Annotated in this window: 20 protein-coding genes and 1 pseudogene; 8 read left to right on the top strand and 13 right to left on the bottom strand. The window is 35.5% G+C overall.

The window, feature by feature from the left end; all coding sequences use genetic code 11:
* The 3 genes from LW139_RS01880 to LW139_RS01870 all read right to left on the bottom strand — a co-directional run bounded on the left by LW139_RS01880 (window position 1) and on the right by LW139_RS01870 (window position 3,744).
* The gene (locus LW139_RS01880) at window positions 1-2,505 is read right to left on the bottom strand and encodes a fimbria/pilus outer membrane usher protein (RefSeq protein ID WP_432652200.1); all 2,505 of its coding nucleotides are present in this window, start codon (window positions 2,503-2,505) and stop codon (window positions 1-3) included.
* 38 nt (window positions 2,506-2,543) lie between these two features.
* Window positions 2,544-3,128 (bottom strand): fimbrial protein, encoded by a 585-nt coding sequence (locus LW139_RS01875; RefSeq protein ID WP_166540338.1) that lies wholly within the window; start codon window positions 3,126-3,128, stop codon window positions 2,544-2,546.
* A 61-nt stretch (window positions 3,129-3,189) separates the two neighbouring features.
* The gene (locus LW139_RS01870; protein WP_109408549.1) at window positions 3,190-3,744 is read right to left on the bottom strand and encodes a fimbrial protein; all 555 of its coding nucleotides are present in this window, start codon (window positions 3,742-3,744) and stop codon (window positions 3,190-3,192) included.
* A gap of 1,672 nt (window positions 3,745-5,416) precedes the next feature.
* Here LW139_RS01870 and LW139_RS01865 point away from each other — a divergent pair.
* From LW139_RS01865 to LW139_RS01840, 6 genes are all read left to right on the top strand, one after another.
* On the top strand, window positions 5,417-5,671 hold the full coding sequence (locus LW139_RS01865) for an AHH domain-containing protein (protein WP_247850555.1): 255 nt from the start codon (window positions 5,417-5,419) through the stop codon (window positions 5,669-5,671).
* Between the two features lie 5 nt (window positions 5,672-5,676).
* Window positions 5,677-6,222, top strand: coding sequence for a hypothetical protein (locus LW139_RS01860; protein ID WP_247850554.1), 546 nt, complete (start codon window positions 5,677-5,679; stop codon window positions 6,220-6,222).
* Between the two features lie 41 nt (window positions 6,223-6,263).
* Window positions 6,264-6,509, top strand: a complete 246-nt coding sequence (locus LW139_RS01855; protein ID WP_166540335.1) for a hypothetical protein — start codon at window positions 6,264-6,266, stop codon at window positions 6,507-6,509.
* On the top strand, window positions 6,506-6,967 hold the full coding sequence (locus LW139_RS01850) for a hypothetical protein (protein WP_247850553.1): 462 nt from the start codon (window positions 6,506-6,508) through the stop codon (window positions 6,965-6,967). The genes LW139_RS01855 and LW139_RS01850 overlap by 4 nt, the downstream gene beginning before the upstream one ends.
* Window positions 6,961-7,425, top strand: a complete 465-nt coding sequence (locus tag LW139_RS01845) for a DUF6396 domain-containing protein (RefSeq protein WP_247850552.1) — start codon at window positions 6,961-6,963, stop codon at window positions 7,423-7,425. Before LW139_RS01850 ends, LW139_RS01845 begins: the two co-directional genes overlap by 7 nt.
* Before the next feature lie 381 nt (window positions 7,426-7,806).
* The gene (locus LW139_RS01840) at window positions 7,807-8,961 is read left to right on the top strand and encodes a PAAR domain-containing protein (RefSeq protein WP_247850551.1); all 1,155 of its coding nucleotides are present in this window, start codon (window positions 7,807-7,809) and stop codon (window positions 8,959-8,961) included.
* Window positions 8,962-9,820: 859 nt separating this feature from the next.
* Here LW139_RS01840 and LW139_RS01835 read toward each other — a convergent pair.
* Window positions 9,821-10,345, bottom strand: a pseudogene (locus LW139_RS01835) (tyrosine-type recombinase/integrase); the annotation flags it as partial.
* Window positions 10,346-10,842: 497 nt separating this feature from the next.
* Between LW139_RS01835 and LW139_RS01830 the strand changes: the two are divergent.
* Together LW139_RS01830 and LW139_RS01825 are read left to right on the top strand one after the other, a co-directional pair.
* Window positions 10,843-11,202 carry a hypothetical protein gene (locus LW139_RS01830; RefSeq protein ID WP_247850550.1) on the top strand — a complete coding sequence of 120 codons (360 nt, stop codon included), beginning with the start codon at window positions 10,843-10,845 and terminating at the stop codon, window positions 11,200-11,202.
* Between the two features lie 187 nt (window positions 11,203-11,389).
* Window positions 11,390-12,292, top strand: coding sequence for an HNH endonuclease (locus LW139_RS01825; protein ID WP_247850549.1), 903 nt, complete (start codon window positions 11,390-11,392; stop codon window positions 12,290-12,292).
* 156 nt (window positions 12,293-12,448) lie between these two features.
* Here LW139_RS01825 and LW139_RS01820 read toward each other — a convergent pair whose 3' ends face one another.
* The 9 genes from LW139_RS01820 to LW139_RS01780 all read right to left on the bottom strand — a co-directional run bounded on the left by LW139_RS01820 (window position 12,449) and on the right by LW139_RS01780 (window position 18,918).
* Window positions 12,449-13,519, bottom strand: a complete 1,071-nt coding sequence (locus LW139_RS01820; protein WP_247850548.1) for a Shedu immune nuclease family protein — start codon at window positions 13,517-13,519, stop codon at window positions 12,449-12,451.
* 224 nt (window positions 13,520-13,743) lie between these two features.
* Window positions 13,744-14,580: a DUF932 domain-containing protein gene (locus LW139_RS01815; protein ID WP_247850547.1), complete on the bottom strand. Its 837-nt coding sequence runs from the start codon at window positions 14,578-14,580 to the stop codon at window positions 13,744-13,746.
* Between the two features lie 130 nt (window positions 14,581-14,710).
* A complete protein-coding gene (locus tag LW139_RS01810) occupies window positions 14,711-15,130 on the bottom strand; it encodes an antirestriction protein (RefSeq protein ID WP_247850546.1) in 420 nt (139 codons plus the stop codon).
* 121 nt (window positions 15,131-15,251) lie between these two features.
* Complete coding sequence (locus tag LW139_RS01805; RefSeq protein WP_109407369.1) at window positions 15,252-15,467, bottom strand: hypothetical protein; 216 nt, start codon at window positions 15,465-15,467, stop codon at window positions 15,252-15,254.
* Between the two features lie 89 nt (window positions 15,468-15,556).
* Window positions 15,557-16,006, bottom strand: coding sequence for a hypothetical protein (locus LW139_RS01800; RefSeq protein WP_247850545.1), 450 nt, complete (start codon window positions 16,004-16,006; stop codon window positions 15,557-15,559).
* 56 nt (window positions 16,007-16,062) lie between these two features.
* Window positions 16,063-16,281: a hypothetical protein gene (locus tag LW139_RS01795; RefSeq protein WP_109407367.1), complete on the bottom strand. Its 219-nt coding sequence runs from the start codon at window positions 16,279-16,281 to the stop codon at window positions 16,063-16,065.
* 26 nt (window positions 16,282-16,307) lie between these two features.
* Window positions 16,308-16,988 (bottom strand): helix-turn-helix transcriptional regulator, encoded by a 681-nt coding sequence (locus LW139_RS01790; RefSeq protein ID WP_198801231.1) that lies wholly within the window; start codon window positions 16,986-16,988, stop codon window positions 16,308-16,310.
* 39 nt (window positions 16,989-17,027) lie between these two features.
* Window positions 17,028-17,759 carry a DUF3944 domain-containing protein gene (locus LW139_RS01785; RefSeq protein WP_247850544.1) on the bottom strand — a complete coding sequence of 244 codons (732 nt, stop codon included), beginning with the start codon at window positions 17,757-17,759 and terminating at the stop codon, window positions 17,028-17,030.
* A gap of 166 nt (window positions 17,760-17,925) precedes the next feature.
* The gene (locus LW139_RS01780; protein WP_247850543.1) at window positions 17,926-18,918 is read right to left on the bottom strand and encodes a hypothetical protein; all 993 of its coding nucleotides are present in this window, start codon (window positions 18,916-18,918) and stop codon (window positions 17,926-17,928) included.
* Window positions 18,919-19,311: the final 393 nt, after the last annotated feature.

The following is a 19,311-nucleotide window of genomic DNA, read 5'->3' as shown; positions in this document are numbered from 1 at the left end:
TCACTTACATGGCATTAATAGCATTTGTGTTTTTGGATCAATGGTTTCAGGTAAATTAATGGTGCAACGCTTTTCATTTCCCCAGAAGACGCCCAGTTCTTCATTTTCAGCAACACCAACTACCCAAGCTATACCTTCGTCTCCAACAATACCTAATTCCACATTATCTTTATTACGAATACTTGCCCCAAATGGTGGATGTTTACCATCACTCATCTTAACTGTGGCAAATAGCTTATAGCCTTTAATTACTTTCATTTGACGATAACCAATTGCACCTCTTGTTAAAGTGACATCTGTCATCGTATCAATAGCATCATAATTATCCGGTAATGCACTCACATCAATCGCTGCTGATGAACTACGGAAACTAGTAACACTAGGTATAACAGCTAATCCAAATGCGTTAGTTTTTACTGATTCACCTTCAATCGGAACATCCGCTATTCCCGGAGTTTCAATAAGTAAGCGTGTATCCCCATAAGCAGGTTGATGAAGCACCAAACCATGAGATGTTCCTGTTAAACCACCTGAAAGTGTTCCGCTTAAACTCTTATATTGACTAGGTACATAACTTGCACTTGCTGCAAGGTTTGCAAGACTCATATCTTTACTAACATAACCACTAAATGAAGATTCTGAATCGACTTCTTTTCCATGTGTTAAGCCTGCATTCATACTGTAGCTTAAACCTTCATCATATCCACTATAGCCCACGTTATGGTTGTAGCGTCCTTTTCCATCTGTTTTTGTATATTGTTCAGAGAAAGTCAGGTTGCCACCTTGATCGAAAGGCACAGATACATACAAACTTAGCGTATCATCATTCACGCCTTCACGCTGAGAGCGAAAAGCTGAAAGTGTTAAGTTAATATCGCGGATCTTCACTTTAGATAAAGAGAATCGCGTATTTGCATAAATACCATATTGCGTTTGAGAGCGACTATTCCAGAAAGTATTATGTTGATAATTAAGCGATAATGAGAAATTATCAAAATATTTATTTAAATAAATTTGGTAACTTTCTTTTGGAGAATAAGCATCCTGCCCAGTTCTTCGCTCTTCCATAGCTTGACTTAAGGTACGATAGTCTTCATCCGTAAAACGATAACCAGCAAAGGTAATATTGGTTTTTACTTCATCAAATGATTTCGAGTAGTTCACACGATATGAACGACCTTGTTTATCACTCTCTGATAATTTGGCAAATGATTGGTTGATATCAAAAGAGAGCGCACCAAACATAGAAAGGTCACGCCCAACACCAACCGCAACAGATTGATAGTGTTGAGATAATTGGCTACCACCATATAAGCTCCATGCATTACTCACACCATAGGAAATTTCACCACCAATTGCAGTATCACCCGTTAATCTATGATCTTCATAACGTGATTTCCCCCCCACTAATTTATAGCGGATTTGCCCAGGGCGAGTTAAGTAAGGCAGTGTTGCAGTAGAAATAGTAAACTTACGTTCTTCACCATTATCTTCACGAATTGTGACATCTAGCTGCCCTTGGATAGAGCTATCCAAGGTCTGAATTCTAAATGGTCCAGGTGGAACCGTTGTTTCTAAAATAATACGATCTTGGCTTTTAACAATAATGGTCGCATTTGTTTTTGCTACACCAACAATTTCTGGCGCATAGCCCACCAACTTAGGTGGTAACATGCGATCGTCACTTTCTAAGGTGATACCAGTGTATTGCCAAGCATCAAATAATTGTGAATAAAAGTAGTTTTCACCAACAGTTAATGTCGCGGCCAACGCTTTAATAGAACGATAAGCATAGAAACGATTGAAATCAAAATTATGTGATTCATGTTTATCACTGCTATTTCCGCCGTTTTCTTTTTGGTAACTCATACTATAGTCACTACGAAAACGCCAAACGCCCATATTAAAACCACTGGTACCATTCATAGATGCATAAACAGATTTAGAACCTGAATTATATTTAGCACCGCTGAGTGATAACGTGTAATCAATAAATGCACCTACAATACCTTCTTCCCAACGCGAAGGAGGTACCCATGAAGGATCTGAATATTGTAACCACGTTTGTGGAACCGTTAATTTAAGCGCGAGTGCGGGCAAATCAAATGTTAAATTTGTCCCGGTTAATGGGGATAGATCTAAACATTGGCCATCATGGTGTGTTAGAACTTTTTTTTCTGCTTCTTCTGTTAACCCTAATTTTTCAAGATTATTACTAGGTACACAGACCGTATTAAATATATTTTCTGAAGATGCTGTTTTTTCAATTGGATAAACAGAGACTTTTTGACTAGGACCGATCCTTTCACCATTACTAAAAATAGTAAGATGGTAATCCCCTGGCATAATATAACCAGCACTATTAAATTGGCTGATATCAATATTTGCAGCATCGGAAGCATCAAGAATATCTGTATTAAATTCGACAGAATAAGCATAGAAGCACGGTGACATTGTGAGTAATAAAACTACTTTTGCCATATTTTTTGAAATTAGCATATTCATTCACCGTGATAATGTGATCAAAAAAATAAATTTATTATCTATTTATAATCGATTGAAAAATACACAAATGCAGAGTGTTTTCCTGCTTCTATTATTTGATTAGTAAAAGCAAGTTCAATTTGATAATTTAATATAGGTTCTCTTTTTGCATCTTTAGTATGATATATAAGATGATCAATATAATAAGGCTTATTAGGGGTAATTATATTCTCATCTTCATCTAAAATATAAAAACCTAATCCATTAGAGCTTCCAGACATCGAAAATATAGAATCATTATTAGCTTCTAATCCATTAAATTGAATATTTAATGCTTTCTTATCTGTATCACTATATTGACTAACACAACTCGATAATCTTATATAAAATTTCTTTCTTAAATTTTCTCTCTTTACTTTATTATCAATAGCAGATAACGATATATCTCCAAATTGGATATATTGGTAACGATCTTCCATTTCAATAGAGCAAGGCGATGCTATAATTGAGCCAACTAATGATGCATTACCTTTGAGAACTTTGGGTTTTACCACGTCATCAAAAGCAAAAGAGACTGATGATACAAAAAATAGTACTCCCATCGTATTTAAAATAGTCAGATACTTATTTTTATTAAATTTCATCATCTCATTACCATTATTTAAATATGTATAGGGGAAAATCCCCTATACATATATTGGTGCATTATTCGTATGAAATACGGAAGTCAGCGATAGCAGAGAATTCGCCTTCTTTAACTTCTTTAGATGCATCAACAGCTTTAGCTAAAGCAGTGAATTCAAGTACGTTAGTACCTTGTTTGTTACGCATTTTAGCTAAGATATCAGTAGCTTCACCAAATTTGTAAGTATCGATAGCGATACCAACGTTGTTAGCTTTAGTTCTGTCAGTTGCTAACAGTGTATTTGTTGCATCTGCATATGAACGTCCGTCAAATTGGATTTTCATAGTTTTAACAGGTAACCACTCGCCATTTTCGTCTTTTTTGAATTTGTCGAAGTTACATTGTTCTAATTTAATAGTGAATGCTCTTTCTCTTTCATTACCTTGCTCTAAGAACACACGAGAAATTTCACCAAATTTAACTGTTTGATTTAAACTTTCGTCAGCGATGTTACATGGAGAATCAACAACTGAACCAACGAAGTTAACTACGCCATTATTATCAGCAATAGAACCGAATGATGCTAAAGATAATGCAACTGCAGCGCCAACGATGCTTAATTTCTTAAATGTCATTATGTATACCTCAAAAGTAAGTTAATATCTGACTAACGTCATTTTTTTAAAATAGTAGAGCTTATCTTTATTAGATTAAGATGTTTAAAAAACTTAATCTAATTACCTAGATATTATTAATGGAATAATTAATTTATATTTTTAATTACTCCACCAAATTTCGTTACGCACATACTATAACTTGAAATATTTATTTTCAATTTGTAAAAGAACTTAAGATTAAATAAATAATAGTAATGATTTTTAATGAAATATAGGAATAAAAGATCAAATAACATCAAAAAACGATTAATAAAAAGTGCAATAAACTAAAAAGCGAATTAGGATAATCTGTATATGAACGAAGGATTAATTTATTAATACTCGTATTAGGATTAAAAACGGCATTATTTACTAGAAATTAAGACTATTCTTGGTCATTGATATTCAATAAGAAACAGCAAAATTACACGTAAAACACGTAAAACACACACATATTTAATTTCACAAACAAATTTGAAACAAATAGTAAACAAAATGCGCGGTGGATATATGTCAATAATTACATTTAATATCACCAACCCAGATAACGACTTAAATCAAAAAAATAATTTTAGAATTATTATCTAATAAATCTCATCATTAAGTCTTTATTCATCTATCTAAAATAGAACACCGACATAATTGTATGGTTATATTTTTACGTATGATTAAATTAAGTATCATTACCTAACCATTTGCAATCTCTTTTTTTCAGATAACAGAATGTTAATTGTTAAAAAAAGGTAGCAAAAACACATCTTATTCACAATTAACATTGATATACATAACTCAATTTAATATATTGAACCTCACTTAAATCAATCTATTTTTATTAAATGAAGTTCATTATCTTGATGTTATAAAAATAAACACCAAAAATAGAATATCTGGTAAATACTTATTTTTAGAATGAGAACGTAATTGTTTTTTATATTTTGCATAAATAATATTATCTATATTTCCTTCATAACCATTATTATCTTAATTCGATATGTATTAAACAATAATAGAAAAAAAGTAAATTTCTTCTCTCTGATAAGCTTTTCATAATCACAGGTAGGTTTGTACTATTCACTAACTGAGTAGTATGAATTGGCTAGCTATATTATAAGTAGAGTTATAATCAATTAAGCTTCTCTGTGTTGTATTGCGCACAATAGCTGTCACGCATTGTTATAATGGAGTCGCAATATCAAACTACCTGCCGTATCTATGCCTTTAATGAACCTAGGATAATGTAAGTTTTCAGTTCAGCCCACTCCCGTTGCCCTAAAGACTTTTAAGGGCTCGACAGCTATCTCCTTCTGACCACTTTTTATTAGTCGCGAGGCCATCACAGAGAAGCTTGTCGAATGTATTAAATTCTTTTTCTGTTCTTCTTTAGCTTGATACAGTGAGTGATCTGTTTTAATAAAACAGATCACTTTAATAATGGAATCTAATCCAATTATTTAGGTGCTAAATGAAAAAACAAACAAACAATATTTATACCACTGAGTTTAAGCAAGAGGTGGTCATATTAGTCACCGAGCAAGGTTATACCGAAGGAATTGGTAAATCATCCTGCTTTGATAAAAATTGAATATGGTATTGATGTTGCTGCCAACGGCATATTCTTGACTTGAGGAAAGCTGACAATGGTGTTAGTGCAATGGCAAGGCACCAAGGCAACCATCACGGATACACAGATGCGATTAGAAATGCTTTAGATAGAATAGATCTTAAACAATCTAAAGAAGTTATATCGCAACAAGTAGCTAACATACAAGATATAGCTAAAAAAGGCATAATGGATGGGAATATAATTAGATCTAAAGATATGTATAACACAAAAATATTTGGTAAGGATGTTAGCCAAATAGGAAGGCAAAGAGTGTTTGATTGTTGGAGTAAAATATTAGGGTGATATCAATGCATGAAACAATAGATTTTTATATGGAGCCAATGCTTTTTTTAAAAAGCTCTAATTTTCTTTCTGGATCTTCTGATAAATTAGAAGGATATGAAATTATAGAAGATAAAGAAAATGCTATAAAACTCCTTTTTGATCAAAATGTTTCAAGTCCATATGCAATTTGGAGCGATTTTTTTTCTGATCTCATATCTGAATTTTACCTTCATGAAGATTATAAAAAGGCAGATAAAAATATTCTTGACAGAACAAAGCTGTCAACTGAAGACTATGTAAAGGAAAATATTAGGAAAAGAAAATTATATCTCATGAGAAAGAAGCAAGGATTAGCTGACAATATCGAATATGATTCATTTTTAGAAGAAGTTAGTGATGAGTGTCATCATATGCTAAGTATGGCTAGTATTTATCGATATTTATTTTCTTTTAATGAGAGTTCTAAATTAGAAGAAATATTCTCCATATTTAAAAAAGGTTTTATGCCATGTGGTGTTACTAAGGATAAAAAAATAGTCGTTTTTAATCCAATGGTATTAAAACAATAGTTGGTATAGAAGCAATATCGACTGCCCGCAATTATATTTATATGGAAAATCAATATTTCCGTTATTCACCTCTTGTAACAACATTAACAGAGGCGGTAAAAAAGAGAAAAGCAGAAGGATATCATTTACCCCTGTATTTATTTGTGATGACAAATACCACGGCACTTGAAGAAATGAAAGTGGGGAGTTTTACGACTTACGATATGCTAAAAGAATTAAAGTACCCTGATTTGTCTCCTAATTTTTTTAAGAAAGACAAATTATCTGAAGATAAAAAAATGAAATGATAGAAAAAAGAATACCGGACTTAAATACGATTATTTGTACGTTAGTGTCGACTAATCCAGATATAACTCAAAAATCTCTTTGGCAACCGACTTATGTTCATAGCAAAGTATTAATGGTGGATGATGTTTTTCTGCCATTAGATCCGCAAGCAGACAATTGGTTTAAACAGGCGGTGCAATTAAGCGAACAGGATAATCCCAATTTTAATCAAATAGCGCAGCTTTATCGCCAAGCCGCTGAAAAAGACCATTACAAAGCGATAGGTAATTTGCAAGTTATGATAACTGAAGGGGATATTGATCCTTCCGTTGGTAAATATCGAACGGATGAAGTTATCGAGTTAGTCGAGCGCTTAATTCAAATGAATATTCCTTTTGGTTATTACATTATGGAGACTTATTTAGAAAGAGGATATGGTGTAGAGCAGGATAAAGGAGCCGCATTTAGTATATGTTAAAAGCTGCCGTGATGGAGGATCCCGAAGGACAATATGTAATAGGGCAAAATTTTATAAATATTCGAGTGCCTGAATTATATCGCCTAGATTTAGGGCGTGCGATGTTGGATCGTGCATCTCGTCAAGGTTTTAGTAAAGCCTCTTTTCGTTTAGCGATGAACTATTTGGTTGTTGATGAAAATTACTCGCAAGCTTTATTTTATTATCAAAAGACAGTTAAACAAGGAGATTCTCAAAGTGCTTATAATTTATCAGGAGCATTTAAAACGAGTGATCCTAATAATAGCTTGGATTATTTAGGACAGAAAATCGACTTAGAACGGTCTCGTCGTTATGCTTTGATTAATGACGAAAGAGATGAATACCCCAACGCCAAATTTTCCGATATTGATAAAATTGTCCCTCTTCCTCCTGCTGAACTGCCCGAATGGGATGGTACTTTTGAATATCAAAAATAGACTCAAAATCAATAATAGGGTTTAGGCTAAATATAAAAAAGACGCTCTTAGCGTCTAATTTTTGGTGCGGAGGCCAGGCTCGATCTTAACATTCAATGCATTTTTTTATTTAATATAAATTTATAAATAATTTTTTGTATACTTAAATTTATACTCAGTAGTTTGGGGTTTGAAAACTAGATTAATTAACACCATCCCCCCTCTTACATAAGCTGTTGCCATAATAGCATCTTTATCATTTTCATTGGATATTATTAATAACGTCAATACTCTACTCTTATCTATTGTAACTCTTAGTAATTGTTAAAAATAACTTGTCAATACCTTAACGCTGGTCAACAATAACATTTAACTTAAGTTCAATTACGTTTAGGGACAGATATGGCTATAGGATATTTTTTACGAGTTGGCGATAAAACAACCTGTGGCGGTCAGATTTTAACGGGTGATGATACCTTTCAATTTTATGGAAGGTCTGCTGCACGTCAAGGAGACATAGTAACCTGTGGCAAACACTCGGGAACATACAACATACTTGGTGGTGTTAGCAACGTATGGGGTAATGGTAGAATGATGGCTGGAACACTGGATAGCTTTAGCTCCTGTCCGTGTAAAGCAAGACTGATAAACTCCATCACAGATTGCTACAGTAAAGAAGATGAACCGATGTCTCGCGCATATAATCTTGTAGTACAAGATAAACCTATAGCTCCTCCGCACCAACACTTTAATAGTTCGCAATCTACATATAATGAGTATGCTATAGGAGTGTGTGATAGAGCTGATGAGCAGCTATCGGATGGAGTCTACGTTTGGACTGAAAGAGTAGAGGCAGGACACTCTTATATTTCAATTCACAAAGATAACCATATTCACGTTTTTACTTATGGTCGATTTGGGCGTACAGGTACTGCTGGCGTCGCTGGCGATGGTATTCTTATATATTTACAAGGTGAGGATGCTAGAAATTATTTTAGGCATGAGCTGTACAAAATGAATGCTCGTGTTTTTTCAATCAACGATGCAGATGTTGAAAAAACATATCAACATTTCTATTCATTATGGATAAATGGCACAAAACCAACATGGCTACCCCAAAATGCGGGGGAAGCGACAAAAAACTACGGTCATGTAATCGACGTCTATGACTTAAGTTCAAGCAATTGTACAACCCATACAGTCCATGGATTGAAGGCTGGGGGATCAAAAATATTCAATAGCAGTTATACCCCAACTAGAACCCAATATCCCATAGAAAGAGAAGAGTCTTTTGTTATCCCTTTATCGCTAGAAGATTACCTGGATAGTAAAAAACACGATTTTTCTTCACTGACTATTATTGAAATGACAGGTGTGTTTAAAGAAAAATATCCTAATATTAATAGCGGAAAACCCACTGAGAAAGGAGTTAAGCAATCTGGCTATGAAGCAGGAACCCAAAGCTTATCAACCGTAGGCTCGTCCGGTATTTCATCTGAGGGATCCAGAGGTATTTTTGGTAGCACTTTTGATGCAGAGACCCCTGATGAAAGCTAAAAGTATAGTAAAGTGGGCCTTAACGGTATTTATTATAATTACGAATTATTTAATTCTTTTTTTATTAAAGATGGGATATGCGGTTACTAAAAAATACCAACTTGATCAACCTTGGTCAGACCAACTAACGCCCCAAGGACTACAAGAAATTGCAGATATGTTAACTCAATCAAATGAATTGATTTCTACTTTTGCAATGCTGAGCTTTCCCACTAGTCTATTGCTAATAGTCATTATTCATAAGGTCTTAAAGTAGCATTTAAGTGCAACATATCACGCTACAGTATCCTGTTTTAGCCAAAGGTAAATACTATATAACGAATATTAGTATTTTTAATACCGTGAGCTAATCGGTAGAAATAAAAGGTAATATAAGTAAAGGGTTATAGCTCTGTTACCTCAGTCGTGTAATCAGGGCTTCGCTCAATATCAGGCAGGATTATCTAACAACCACCAGCTTTTAGAAGTGTACACCGATGAACACTGGCGCACACTTATAGTTAAACTATTCAAAATTAAATTTATTAACAATATCAAATAATTAATTACTATATTTATATGAAAGTGAACAGTATAAACAGTTATATATAAAAGTATTTAAAACCTAATTACCTAAAACAGTAAATAACTACATTTAGGTGGTGGGGATGTTATTCCCTGCCTGTGGATTGGGCGTAGTCGTAAGGCGAGATAAATCTTTGCCTATTGGTATCTAGATTAATCAGCCCACCATTGCAACATAAGCCGGCGCTCATCTAAATGATGTGATGTGTGCAAATAAGCCACTTTAACGTTATTTCTTTCCAAATGGCTAAGCTGTCTCTCGATAACGTCATCTGCCCAAAGCCCAGCTCCCCCCATAGCGCATAATAGCTGTCACACGCTGTTGTAAGCGTGCCACAATATAAAGACGTCCAGACATCTCTACGGCTTTAATGGGTTCTAGGAGATCGCGAGTTTTTAGTTCAGCAATATTACGTTTACCAATAGCAACAAAGATATTGTCCTCAAGGCTTTTGAGGACTCGATAACTATGCCCTTCTGACCACTTCTTATTGGTTGCATGCCAATCACGAGCTACCTTCTCAAAAGTATTAAATTCCTTTTGTTGCTCTTCTTTCACTTCTTTGCGTTTTTCGCTTGGATCAAATCCATTAGCAATTAACTTTCTGGCTGTATCTCTTTTCTCTCTGGCTTCTGCGAGTGAAATATCAGGGTAAACACCCAGCGCTAACATTTTTTGCTTACCGCCAAAGCGATACTGTAAACGCCAATATTTTGAGCCGTTGGTATGTACCATCAAGTGCATACCATCACCGTCTGTTAATTTATACGATTTATCCAAAGGCTTAGCAGCCCTGACTTTAGCATCAGTAAGAGCCATGATTTATCTCCTTCTGTTGGTACAAACTATTATCGAATCGAGAGATACCAACACATATACCAACAGCAGGTACTTGATGTGGGTTGACCTTAGTATACTTGGGAAGACTGAAAAGTGGGGAAAAGCCTTGTAGAACTGGGATTTTAGATACAAACAAGACGTCTTGTGACGTCCATTGATGTTCTTATGGTGCGAAGGCCGGACTCGCAAAGAAAGACTAACAACATGAAATTTAAATAATATATTTTTAGTGATTATTTTTATACCCGGAAATGTACCCACAATGAAAACATTGCATTAATAGATATAAAAATTAGAACAACACTTGGTTTATACTTTGTCAGCCTAAAACATGCTAATAAGTCAAAACAATGAAAACGATAAACGAGCTCAGAAAAGAAGCATCAAAATTTCGAGAACTACTTAACAACTGTGATAAATCAAATACATAACTTGTAATAGATTGCTTTCCAATTATGAGCTGCAAGCTTTCCTCAATGCTTTTAGCATACCATTTTCTAAAAAAATGGCCAAACCTTGAACTTAAAGGTGTATCCGCAGCAACAGGTAAGAGTGAAGAAATAACCCATTATTGGCTAGAGATCGACGATATTGTAATTGATATAACTGGCGATCAATACAATATGATTGATGATTGTGAGCTAAATAAAAAGATCATAAAAAATAGACCTTTTCCTTCAGTTCATGTTGAACACATTTCTCAAAGCTATCTATATATGTTATTCAAAATAAAAGAAAAAGAAACATTAACATCAGGATTTCCTGATATTAGAGCTGATTTCATAGAAAAAATGGAAATCAGCTATAAACAACTTTTGAATCCTAAGGCTATTTAACCAGCCACTGGAGTTTCATTTAATGATTTGATATAACTGGATAAATAATAGTGACCTTAGTTATAGTGCAACTGAGTTGAATTATAATCAAACCATTATTCAGAGACTCACATATTCGATATTAGATTTCAATGAATCAAAAAAATTAATGTAAGAACAACAAAATTACTTAAAAGGTAAATATGTTATGCCCATTAGTCAAAAAGTAAGACGAATTGTTTGGGTAAGAGATGGTGGTTGCTGTGTAATTTGTAGAGAAAGATTGCTCATTGAAGATGAGAGTGGGCTATCATCTCAGTTTATTGGTCAGGTAGCTCACATTGTTGCGGAACAGCCAGAGGGGCCAAGAGGGAATTCATCGTTAACTATTGAGCAACGAAATCATGAGTCAAATTTATTACTACTTTGCTGCAATCATCACTCAGAGATTGATTCTGCAGTAGAACGATTCTCTGTTGAAACCCTGTTAGCACTCCGGAGTGATCATTCTATTTGGCTAAAGGATAGATTCAAAGTCGAAAGTCCATGGAAAACTAAATTACATCATTTTTACTACCTAAATATTCCAAGATTACTTACCTTAGCAGCTCATGCTGGCTTCAAAATTGATCTATCTAAGTACAATAAAATCATTGCGCTACATGAGTTAGGATGGAACTTAAATTACCTGATGATAGCATTTGAAAATCTCTTTAAAAAAATAGAAATTAAAGCCATCACACCTGAAAAATTAATTGAGCTTGGACATCAAGGTAGAGGGGCAATTGTTGCCTTTGATCAGCAATTCCGTACAAAAAATATAGAAATGCCTAGGTCTCTAGATGCCTATGTACATGCGGTTCGTGGAAATATTTCGACAGACCCACAAATTTACACCTCATTCTCAGGAGTAAAAGCGACGCTTATCATTGATCCTCGTTGGATTACTACAAGCACAGCTTTTGTTCAGTTTCGCCCTTCAGGCGGACGAGGTAATTTCACTGGATTCGGTATTGTTAATCATATCGATGAGGTTCGTATAAGCATTACACCATTAGTGATTGGCTTACCTTCCAACCCATTTTTAGAAGCATTTTATGGCACCTCATAATTTTTAAAACAGAGTACAGGGGTAGTCATATTGTCTACTTCCCATTAATTGAGACACGTTAAATTAGAATTTTCTAACTGTTTTCGATATATCTCCGATGAAGCGCTACTTTGAACTTGCTGAACAAAAGCTATATTCTGATACTGTTCACGTAAACTATCGCGTTAACCTCCTAAGCCAAGTATCCCAAGATTCAATACGGATAGGTGGAGTCGAGCGCATTTCATAGTCATGGCGTTTTTTACTTTCCTCTAAATCGTTTACTGTACGCCCCCCAATAACAACAGAGCGAATGTATACATCTTTGTTCGGATCCACTTGTACGCATGATTCAGGCCCAACAAATGCATTATGAATTAAATCACCCGATAAAACTTTCATTCGTTTTTCATGGGCATTTTTCCTAAATAATTCATAATTCCTATAGATTATACCAAGCCTCTTTTGGATCTGTTCTGCGGCATCACTCACCTTATGGTTAAATGAGCCGTAGCTATTTGCATTAATTAAGTTAAAGTTAGCACCTTTCACTTCAATCAGTATGATATCCATACGCGACCTTCCTGTGAAAATTACAAAATCGATTGATCCGTCAGCTAACGGATATTCGGAAAAACAAATGTATTCATCACCGCGGACGTAAGCTTCTGCAATTAAAGATAAATCTTTTTTTAAAACCCTCTGTATTTCTTGTTCTTTTGCACCTGATTCAATTAGTTGAACAATTGAAGATTTGGGAATCATAGAGTGTAATATTTCACACTTGCGAGAAATAAACTCTGGTGATGGAATATAAGTTGAATCGACAAAAGGATCTCGAGCGTATCTTATTTTATCTGCTTGCTCATAAATTTTTCTGTTATTTATACTTCGTTCGGAAAGCTCATCTTCATCACAACCGAGTATGCCTAATACTTTTTTTCTTGATATTGATTCCCATTCTGTTTTTGGGCTTATACTCACAATATCAAACGTATCAAGCTCATGTGAGTTTCTTTCGTAATGCTCTATGAAAATGTCAGGTTGTGTAACTATCCCATGTTCAATGACTGAACTTATTATCTTTTCCACCCCATTAGTTACTGACAGGCCATCATTTAATGCCCCCAAGTCTGTTAACAATACAATAATTTTTTCTTGATTTATGTAACATCTTACTCTGCAAATTCCCCCAGCCCCTGAAGTTCTATTATTGCCAAAGTCGTGAACTAAATCTAATGTCTTCAATTTTAAAATATCCTTATGCTCCTTGAAATTGCCTTTCAATTTAAGACATACGAACTCACGTTTCAACTTAATGCTTATATGTATCCGCCTCTAGGACAAAACTGACAATCCGCAGTTGTTTGGTAAAATTGAACAACAATATAGCATTTTTAACAAAAAAATAAGGCCACCAGCAAATAAATAGCAAGCACATTATTTGATGAAAAACAATGTGCTACTATTATCTATATACTTTCCCTTCCAGAAAAATGTTCATGCATCTTTTCTGTCATTACCCACAGTGCCTTATTCAATTTAATATCACCATCAATGCCATTAACTGAACGAGTACGTGCTCGCTTACCTTTCGTATTCCTTCCCGATAATCCTCCCTTGATTAAATTCTCCTGCAAACGTTGGTATACCGTCCAAAGATCATCTTTCTTATCTTCCCAACGACGAGGTTGTAATACTTGGTTCTCTGTAATTGGTTGATGCTCCTCGCCATAACGATATGTGAGTGCAGCTTGCGCTAAGGCTTGTTGTGCTGGTGGCGGTAACAATAACGATTGCATTTGTTCTTGCTTTTCAGCTACTGCATCAAACGTTTCTAGTACTTCATATGCTCCCTCAATTACCTTGCCAACAACATCACCTTTGTGTGGCACTCGCACTTCACCGAAGGTATCACCGCACACTAGCCCATTCTGACATACCGCTCTAAATAAGCCCGGTAACATTTGATAACTGCTTGAGCCATCGTGACTATTTAAGAGAATAATTTCAGGTACTTGACTACCGGTAATTTGGTCATATCGTCTCAGGCGAAGCATGTGTTTGGTGTGCTCTCGACGACTAGCATCACGTACACGAGTCTGGCAGGCAAAGAACGGATAAAACCCTTCTTTTTGTAGGCTATCAAGTAAAGTAATAGTGGGGATATAAGTATAACGGTCACTTCTCGACTCATGTTTTTCTTCAGAGAAGACACTGGGTACGGTACAAAATAACTCTTCTGTTGTGAGTGGACGGTCACGACGAATACTGTTGGCACGCCCAAAGCGTGAGGCTAATCGACTCATCATCAATTCCTTAAATAATATATTGGATTAGGTGAGATAAATAAACGCGTTAAATACGGTGAAATAATGTCAATAGAAATAAGACAAATGGGTGAATGCAGAAAGGCAAATGTAAATGGGGGATAACGGATTAATCAATCAGGTAAAAGATGACCTCTGCTTCTGGGTGTTGCGAAGCAAAATCCTTCAGTTGATAAAAACGTTCACACATCACCTCACTCTCTGTTTTAAATGACCACAAGCTGAAAACTAATAAGCACACGACAATGCCCATCGCGTGAGGCGAAACCTGCGCTTCATGCCCGTTATGCGGATTGATTAATAGCAGCTTCTCTTCAAGCAAATCAGGGTAAAGGTAAGCGCCTTGATTTGATAACGTACAGAACGACCAAAAACCGCCGTGATAGTCAGGGCATAATTGGTCGAGGGTGTGAAAGATAACGGATTCTATTTTTAACCATTGTGGAATAGCACCAAAGTGCTGAAACCAAAAATTATCACGATGGTGTAACGAAACTTCTTTAGAGATAACGTGTTCAATTGAAGACATGATAAATTTCCTTGTTGAGGGCATAAAAAAACGAGGCGTGATGAGCCTCGTTATAGGGATTAAAATGTTAATGAAAGCAAATCAGGATGGAGTGAGTAAAACCAACGGCCCATCGCGATAGTTAGGGTTTAAAAAGCGCTTGTATGCTTTTATCCACCACACTGCCGACGATAACGGCACACGTAAACGCCGCACCCAAACGGGCTGTTTGACGGCTATCATCACTGAGTTCAGGGCGTTGCTGTAACGCTTCATCCACCGCTTTTTGGGCACAGTAGGCGGACGCTAAAACCACAAGTGCCCCACTGGCTTGGGCAACCCATCGACATAACGACATAGAAAAACCTCAAAAAAAAGCCACTCAATTTGAGTGGCATATAAAAAGGAAACGTGTTGATGTTAATAACGCTATCAACCTATATTGACTCATTGAGGGCCAGACCATGTATCTGATTGTAAGGTTAAAAATGACTCACAGTGTGGTTCACCCACTTTACACACTTTAGTGGCGATGGACTTAGCGGGCCATTGACGTGACGTGCTGTACTCAAGACCTTGGTTATCTAAACACGCCACTTTTAACCAATTCGCTTGTGCACCCGTATTAAAGTAAATACTGCTGATACAGGTAATTGCTTTTGGGGCAGGTTTATTCCCCGATTTTCGCCAATCAGTTTCTGAAATAAGTTGTCCTGCTGGCAATCCTGCACGCCATTTACCTTCCCGTTTATCATTTTCCACTTTTAACGTTTGTGCAAATTCAGGGGTTAAATAATAGGTATAACGGTCAGGTTGAACTTCACCGGGTAAATAAAGGGCACTTGCGGAAGGAATAATCACTGCACTCATCACGAATAAACTGATTTTCTTAAACATCATAAAATTCCTTAATGAATCAAATTATTAATACAATAATAAAAAGTACGTATTACTTATAAAGAAGAGAAAGTGGCTTTTATCATGGCGTCAGATATCCCACCGATAATCACCACCGTCATAAAGGCCATCAGCAGTCGCACCGCGCGTTGTAAGGGAATGGAGACATCATCGTGTAACCTATTCACCTTACAGCGTGCTTGGGCTTGGTAGGCGAGATAAAGCGTAGTGACGGTACCGAGTAAGCTTGCGACACCTCGATTGAATGAAAACATCATAAAACTCCTTATTGCTCACTGGACTAAGAGGGCGAAGTCAGTGCCTTGATATAGTGAAAGTGAGGTAATGCGGTAATAAATTGGGGTTGTTGTATTAGGTGTTCTATCTCCTTTTGTTTAATAAAGGTACGTTGGGTGACAAACACATCACTCATCTCTTTCATGTAGAAAACCTGTATCGCTTTCTCTTTGGCACCGCAAAAATACCAATAGCCGTCGAAGTAAATCAGCTTATAAGGCGCAATCCCTTTTACGGTCGTATCGCGATACAAAAATTGAATACAGCGTTTATCAATAATGGCTTGCGTCAATACAGCAAACGCGCCAAACAGCGAAGGTGAATGCTGAGGTGCCTCGTGATAAATCAGATAAGGTGGAGCTTCTTCGGTGTCTAATAACACCGAAATAAGCTTTCTATCGAGAGAAGGAAAGAACGGCACCATACTTGTCATGGACGCAAATTGCAGAATGTCTTTATCGGTTCTAAAAAGACGTTGTGATTTCGCTAACCCATAACAGCCGTCTTTGTATTCCAAGTCGAGATAAATCAATCGTTCATTAAAGTCACGCTGTAAAGTGCGCACTGACACATTAAACTCGTGTGCCAATGCCGTCAGCGACAGCGTTTCGCCTTTAAACAACTGCGTAATAATAAAGGCTAACCGTTGTGCTAAACGGTCATGACGATGTTGAGACAATGACATAGACGTTATTCCGTTAAAGCCAACAAGCGAAAAATGACGTTAGTCGTGAGAAAGGTGTTTTTGGCGTAAATAAGCCACAATAATGCAAGCCGGTACCGTGACACGATAGGCGGGGCCTGCGATATCAGACAGTAGCCAAGCAGAACTGAGAGCGAGACCAATAGGCCCAGCAATAAACGACAGCGCGCGTTGAGCCACAAACAGCGTGCCAAAGGTCGCTACACCGCCTAAGGCATTAATCACGCTGATAGCGGATAAGGTCGCAAGTTCTAAGGCCGCAAAACCGGATGTTCTAATGGCGGCCTGCATGGCAATTAACACCAATTGCGGGGTGGGATTGGTGAGATTTAATTGTAATTCTTGAGCCAGTGTTTTTAATTCCTCCTGTGTCATGTTATCTAAGCTTTTTTCAAAGACTTTTAATAAAAGATTTAATTCAATGGTTTCTGTTTCACTGTTTGTGGCGTAATTCACCGCCAACTTATCACAGACGTCCGTTAATATTTCACGGTATAGCACGCCTTTATTACCGCGAAATAAACTGACGACGCTATTAGCACCATAGGTTTGTAATTCAGCACAAATAGCAGGCCAATATTTTTGGTGATTAGGATAGAAGAGTTGATATTCAGGCGTGCTTGTTAAGGTTTCAGACCAACGTTTTTCACCGTCTTTAACATCATGCGTTAATACTGATAATAATAACGAGAGGTCTTCATTACTGCATTGCCCAATAAAGGATAAATCTGCATCAATACGATAAGTTGCCATCTTGGTATACCTCATTAAATATAAGATGGCATTACTATAAAACACCCGACTGACAGGATATGGCAGGCAAATTGATTATTTTTGAATAATAAAAAAGACTGAAACGACAGGGTGTGTCGCTTCAATGATAAAGCCTTTTGTTTGGCTTCGCGTGATTAATATATATCTAAGATTTTTTTGATTTATTCTTTTCCTTATCTTTTTTTAGTTTATTTTTTGCCATTTCTACTGATGCCGTACCACACCCTCTAAAATTCGGTATATAAAAAGATTTTTTTGCTAACGATATAAGGTAATTTTCAAAAAACTCTTTTTTATTGCTGTTATTAAAATAGTATTCATAATTTTCATTACCTTCATTAAAATCAGGGTAAAGAATAAGGGTTTTATCATTTTTTATGGATGCAATAGAAACCACTTTTTCATATTTCTTTTTTATCTTTCTTCTTGTGGTACTATCACCCATACTTTCATACTGTTCAGCCGGGTTGATATTTTCTTTCATTGTGAAATATAAAACCTCACCTGTTCTATTTTCTGATTTAATAACCTTTCGCCAAACACTGTTTATTTCCCTTATTAGTTTTTTATTAAAACCCTCCTCTTTTAAGTAAAAGTTAATATGAGCATAGCAGTTATTATTTTTCTTTTTTTTAAGAAGAACCCAGAAATAACCTATCACAAAATCTCGATAAAATGCACGAGAACGGATGTTATTAAAAAAACAAGATAATACCTTCTTATATTCATCATAAAAATCAAAATCAGGCTCATTATTAAATTGATCCATTCCTAACGAAAAACAGAGCATATATCTATTTTTATTTATCGTTGTAATTAGTTCATGATATTCTTTTATTTTTCTATATAAATAAGTTTTTTTATACATCTGTTCACGCAGTATGTAAATGAGTTGATGATTAATCTCCTCATTTTGTATTCCTCTTATTTTTATTCTATTAAAATATTCATAAATATACTCAACAATAGACATAAAGTATTTTTTTTCATTATGTTTAACTTCTGTAAAAAAACAATAATCCTGTTTTAACCTTCCTAGTTTTTCCAACAACTCTTTATCAACCTGAGTTTCAATATAAGCATCCTTCTTATCAGGTAAAACAAAGTAAAAATCCTCTCTCATTTCCTCTAAAATCATCACATAAACCTTATCTATTTAAAAACAAATGTTATCTAAAAAAATACAATTGTTATCATTTTAAAACACACAAGTTATCATTTTACATAGAAAGTACAAGGAAAAATAGATGATGATAATTAAAACTAATATCAGAGTAAAAAAGGGGAAAGGAAACGCAAAAAAAGAGGGTATAGAAAGCCTGTTTTTTCTCAACGATGACTGAGGGTAAACTCCCCTTTGTTGGTATAGTAATATACCTAAGATTATTACATCGTTATCTTTGTTACATATTCACCTTACTTATATAACGACCTTACTGATATATCTCTCAGTGATAAAGATAAGCAAGTCATCACTAAGCACTCTTTCAGTAAGATATATTAAGCATTCATATTAACTCACCAATAACTG

Origin of the sequence: Proteus vulgaris (genome assembly GCF_023100685.1) — a bacterium.
Taxonomy (GTDB): domain Bacteria; phylum Pseudomonadota; class Gammaproteobacteria; order Enterobacterales; family Enterobacteriaceae; genus Proteus.
Note: the sequence above shows the minus strand (reverse complement) of the source record. Positions and strands in the feature narration are given on the sequence as shown.

Bases quoted from the DNA above. Each gene is read 5' to 3' on its own strand.
- LW139_RS01800 (WP_247850545.1), bottom strand. From the start codon at position 16,006: ATGTTTAAGAAAATCAGTTTATTCGTGATGAGTGCAGTGATTATTCCT.
- LW139_RS01810 (WP_247850546.1), bottom strand. From the start codon at position 15,130: ATGTCTTCAATTGAACACGTTATCTCTAAAGAAGTTTCGTTACACCAT.
- LW139_RS01875 (WP_166540338.1), bottom strand. From the start codon at position 3,128: ATGAAATTTAATAAAAATAAGTATCTGACTATTTTAAATACGATGGGA.
- LW139_RS01825 (WP_247850549.1), top strand. From the start codon at position 11,390: ATGCCCATTAGTCAAAAAGTAAGACGAATTGTTTGGGTAAGAGATGGT.
- LW139_RS01815 (WP_247850547.1), bottom strand. From the start codon at position 14,580: ATGAGTCGATTAGCCTCACGCTTTGGGCGTGCCAACAGTATTCGTCGT.
- LW139_RS01865 (WP_247850555.1), top strand. From the start codon at position 5,417: ATGGCAAGGCACCAAGGCAACCATCACGGATACACAGATGCGATTAGA.
- LW139_RS01850 (WP_247850553.1), top strand. From the start codon at position 6,506: ATGATAGAAAAAAGAATACCGGACTTAAATACGATTATTTGTACGTTA.
- LW139_RS01790 (WP_198801231.1), bottom strand. From the start codon at position 16,988: ATGTCATTGTCTCAACATCGTCATGACCGTTTAGCACAACGGTTAGCC.
- LW139_RS01785 (WP_247850544.1), bottom strand. From the start codon at position 17,759: ATGGCAACTTATCGTATTGATGCAGATTTATCCTTTATTGGGCAATGC.
- LW139_RS01805 (WP_109407369.1), bottom strand. From the start codon at position 15,467: ATGTCGTTATGTCGATGGGTTGCCCAAGCCAGTGGGGCACTTGTGGTT.
- LW139_RS01830 (WP_247850550.1), top strand. From the start codon at position 10,843: ATGCTTTTAGCATACCATTTTCTAAAAAAATGGCCAAACCTTGAACTT.
- LW139_RS01855 (WP_166540335.1), top strand. From the start codon at position 6,264: ATGGAAAATCAATATTTCCGTTATTCACCTCTTGTAACAACATTAACA.
- LW139_RS01780 (WP_247850543.1), bottom strand. From the start codon at position 18,918: ATGATTTTAGAGGAAATGAGAGAGGATTTTTACTTTGTTTTACCTGAT.
- LW139_RS01860 (WP_247850554.1), top strand. From the start codon at position 5,677: ATGCATGAAACAATAGATTTTTATATGGAGCCAATGCTTTTTTTAAAA.
- LW139_RS01795 (WP_109407367.1), bottom strand. From the start codon at position 16,281: ATGTTTTCATTCAATCGAGGTGTCGCAAGCTTACTCGGTACCGTCACT.
- LW139_RS01840 (WP_247850551.1), top strand. From the start codon at position 7,807: ATGGCTATAGGATATTTTTTACGAGTTGGCGATAAAACAACCTGTGGC.
- LW139_RS01845 (WP_247850552.1), top strand. From the start codon at position 6,961: ATGTTAAAAGCTGCCGTGATGGAGGATCCCGAAGGACAATATGTAATA.
- LW139_RS01870 (WP_109408549.1), bottom strand. From the start codon at position 3,744: ATGACATTTAAGAAATTAAGCATCGTTGGCGCTGCAGTTGCATTATCT.
- LW139_RS01880 (WP_432652200.1), bottom strand. From the start codon at position 2,505: ATGAATATGCTAATTTCAAAAAATATGGCAAAAGTAGTTTTATTACTC.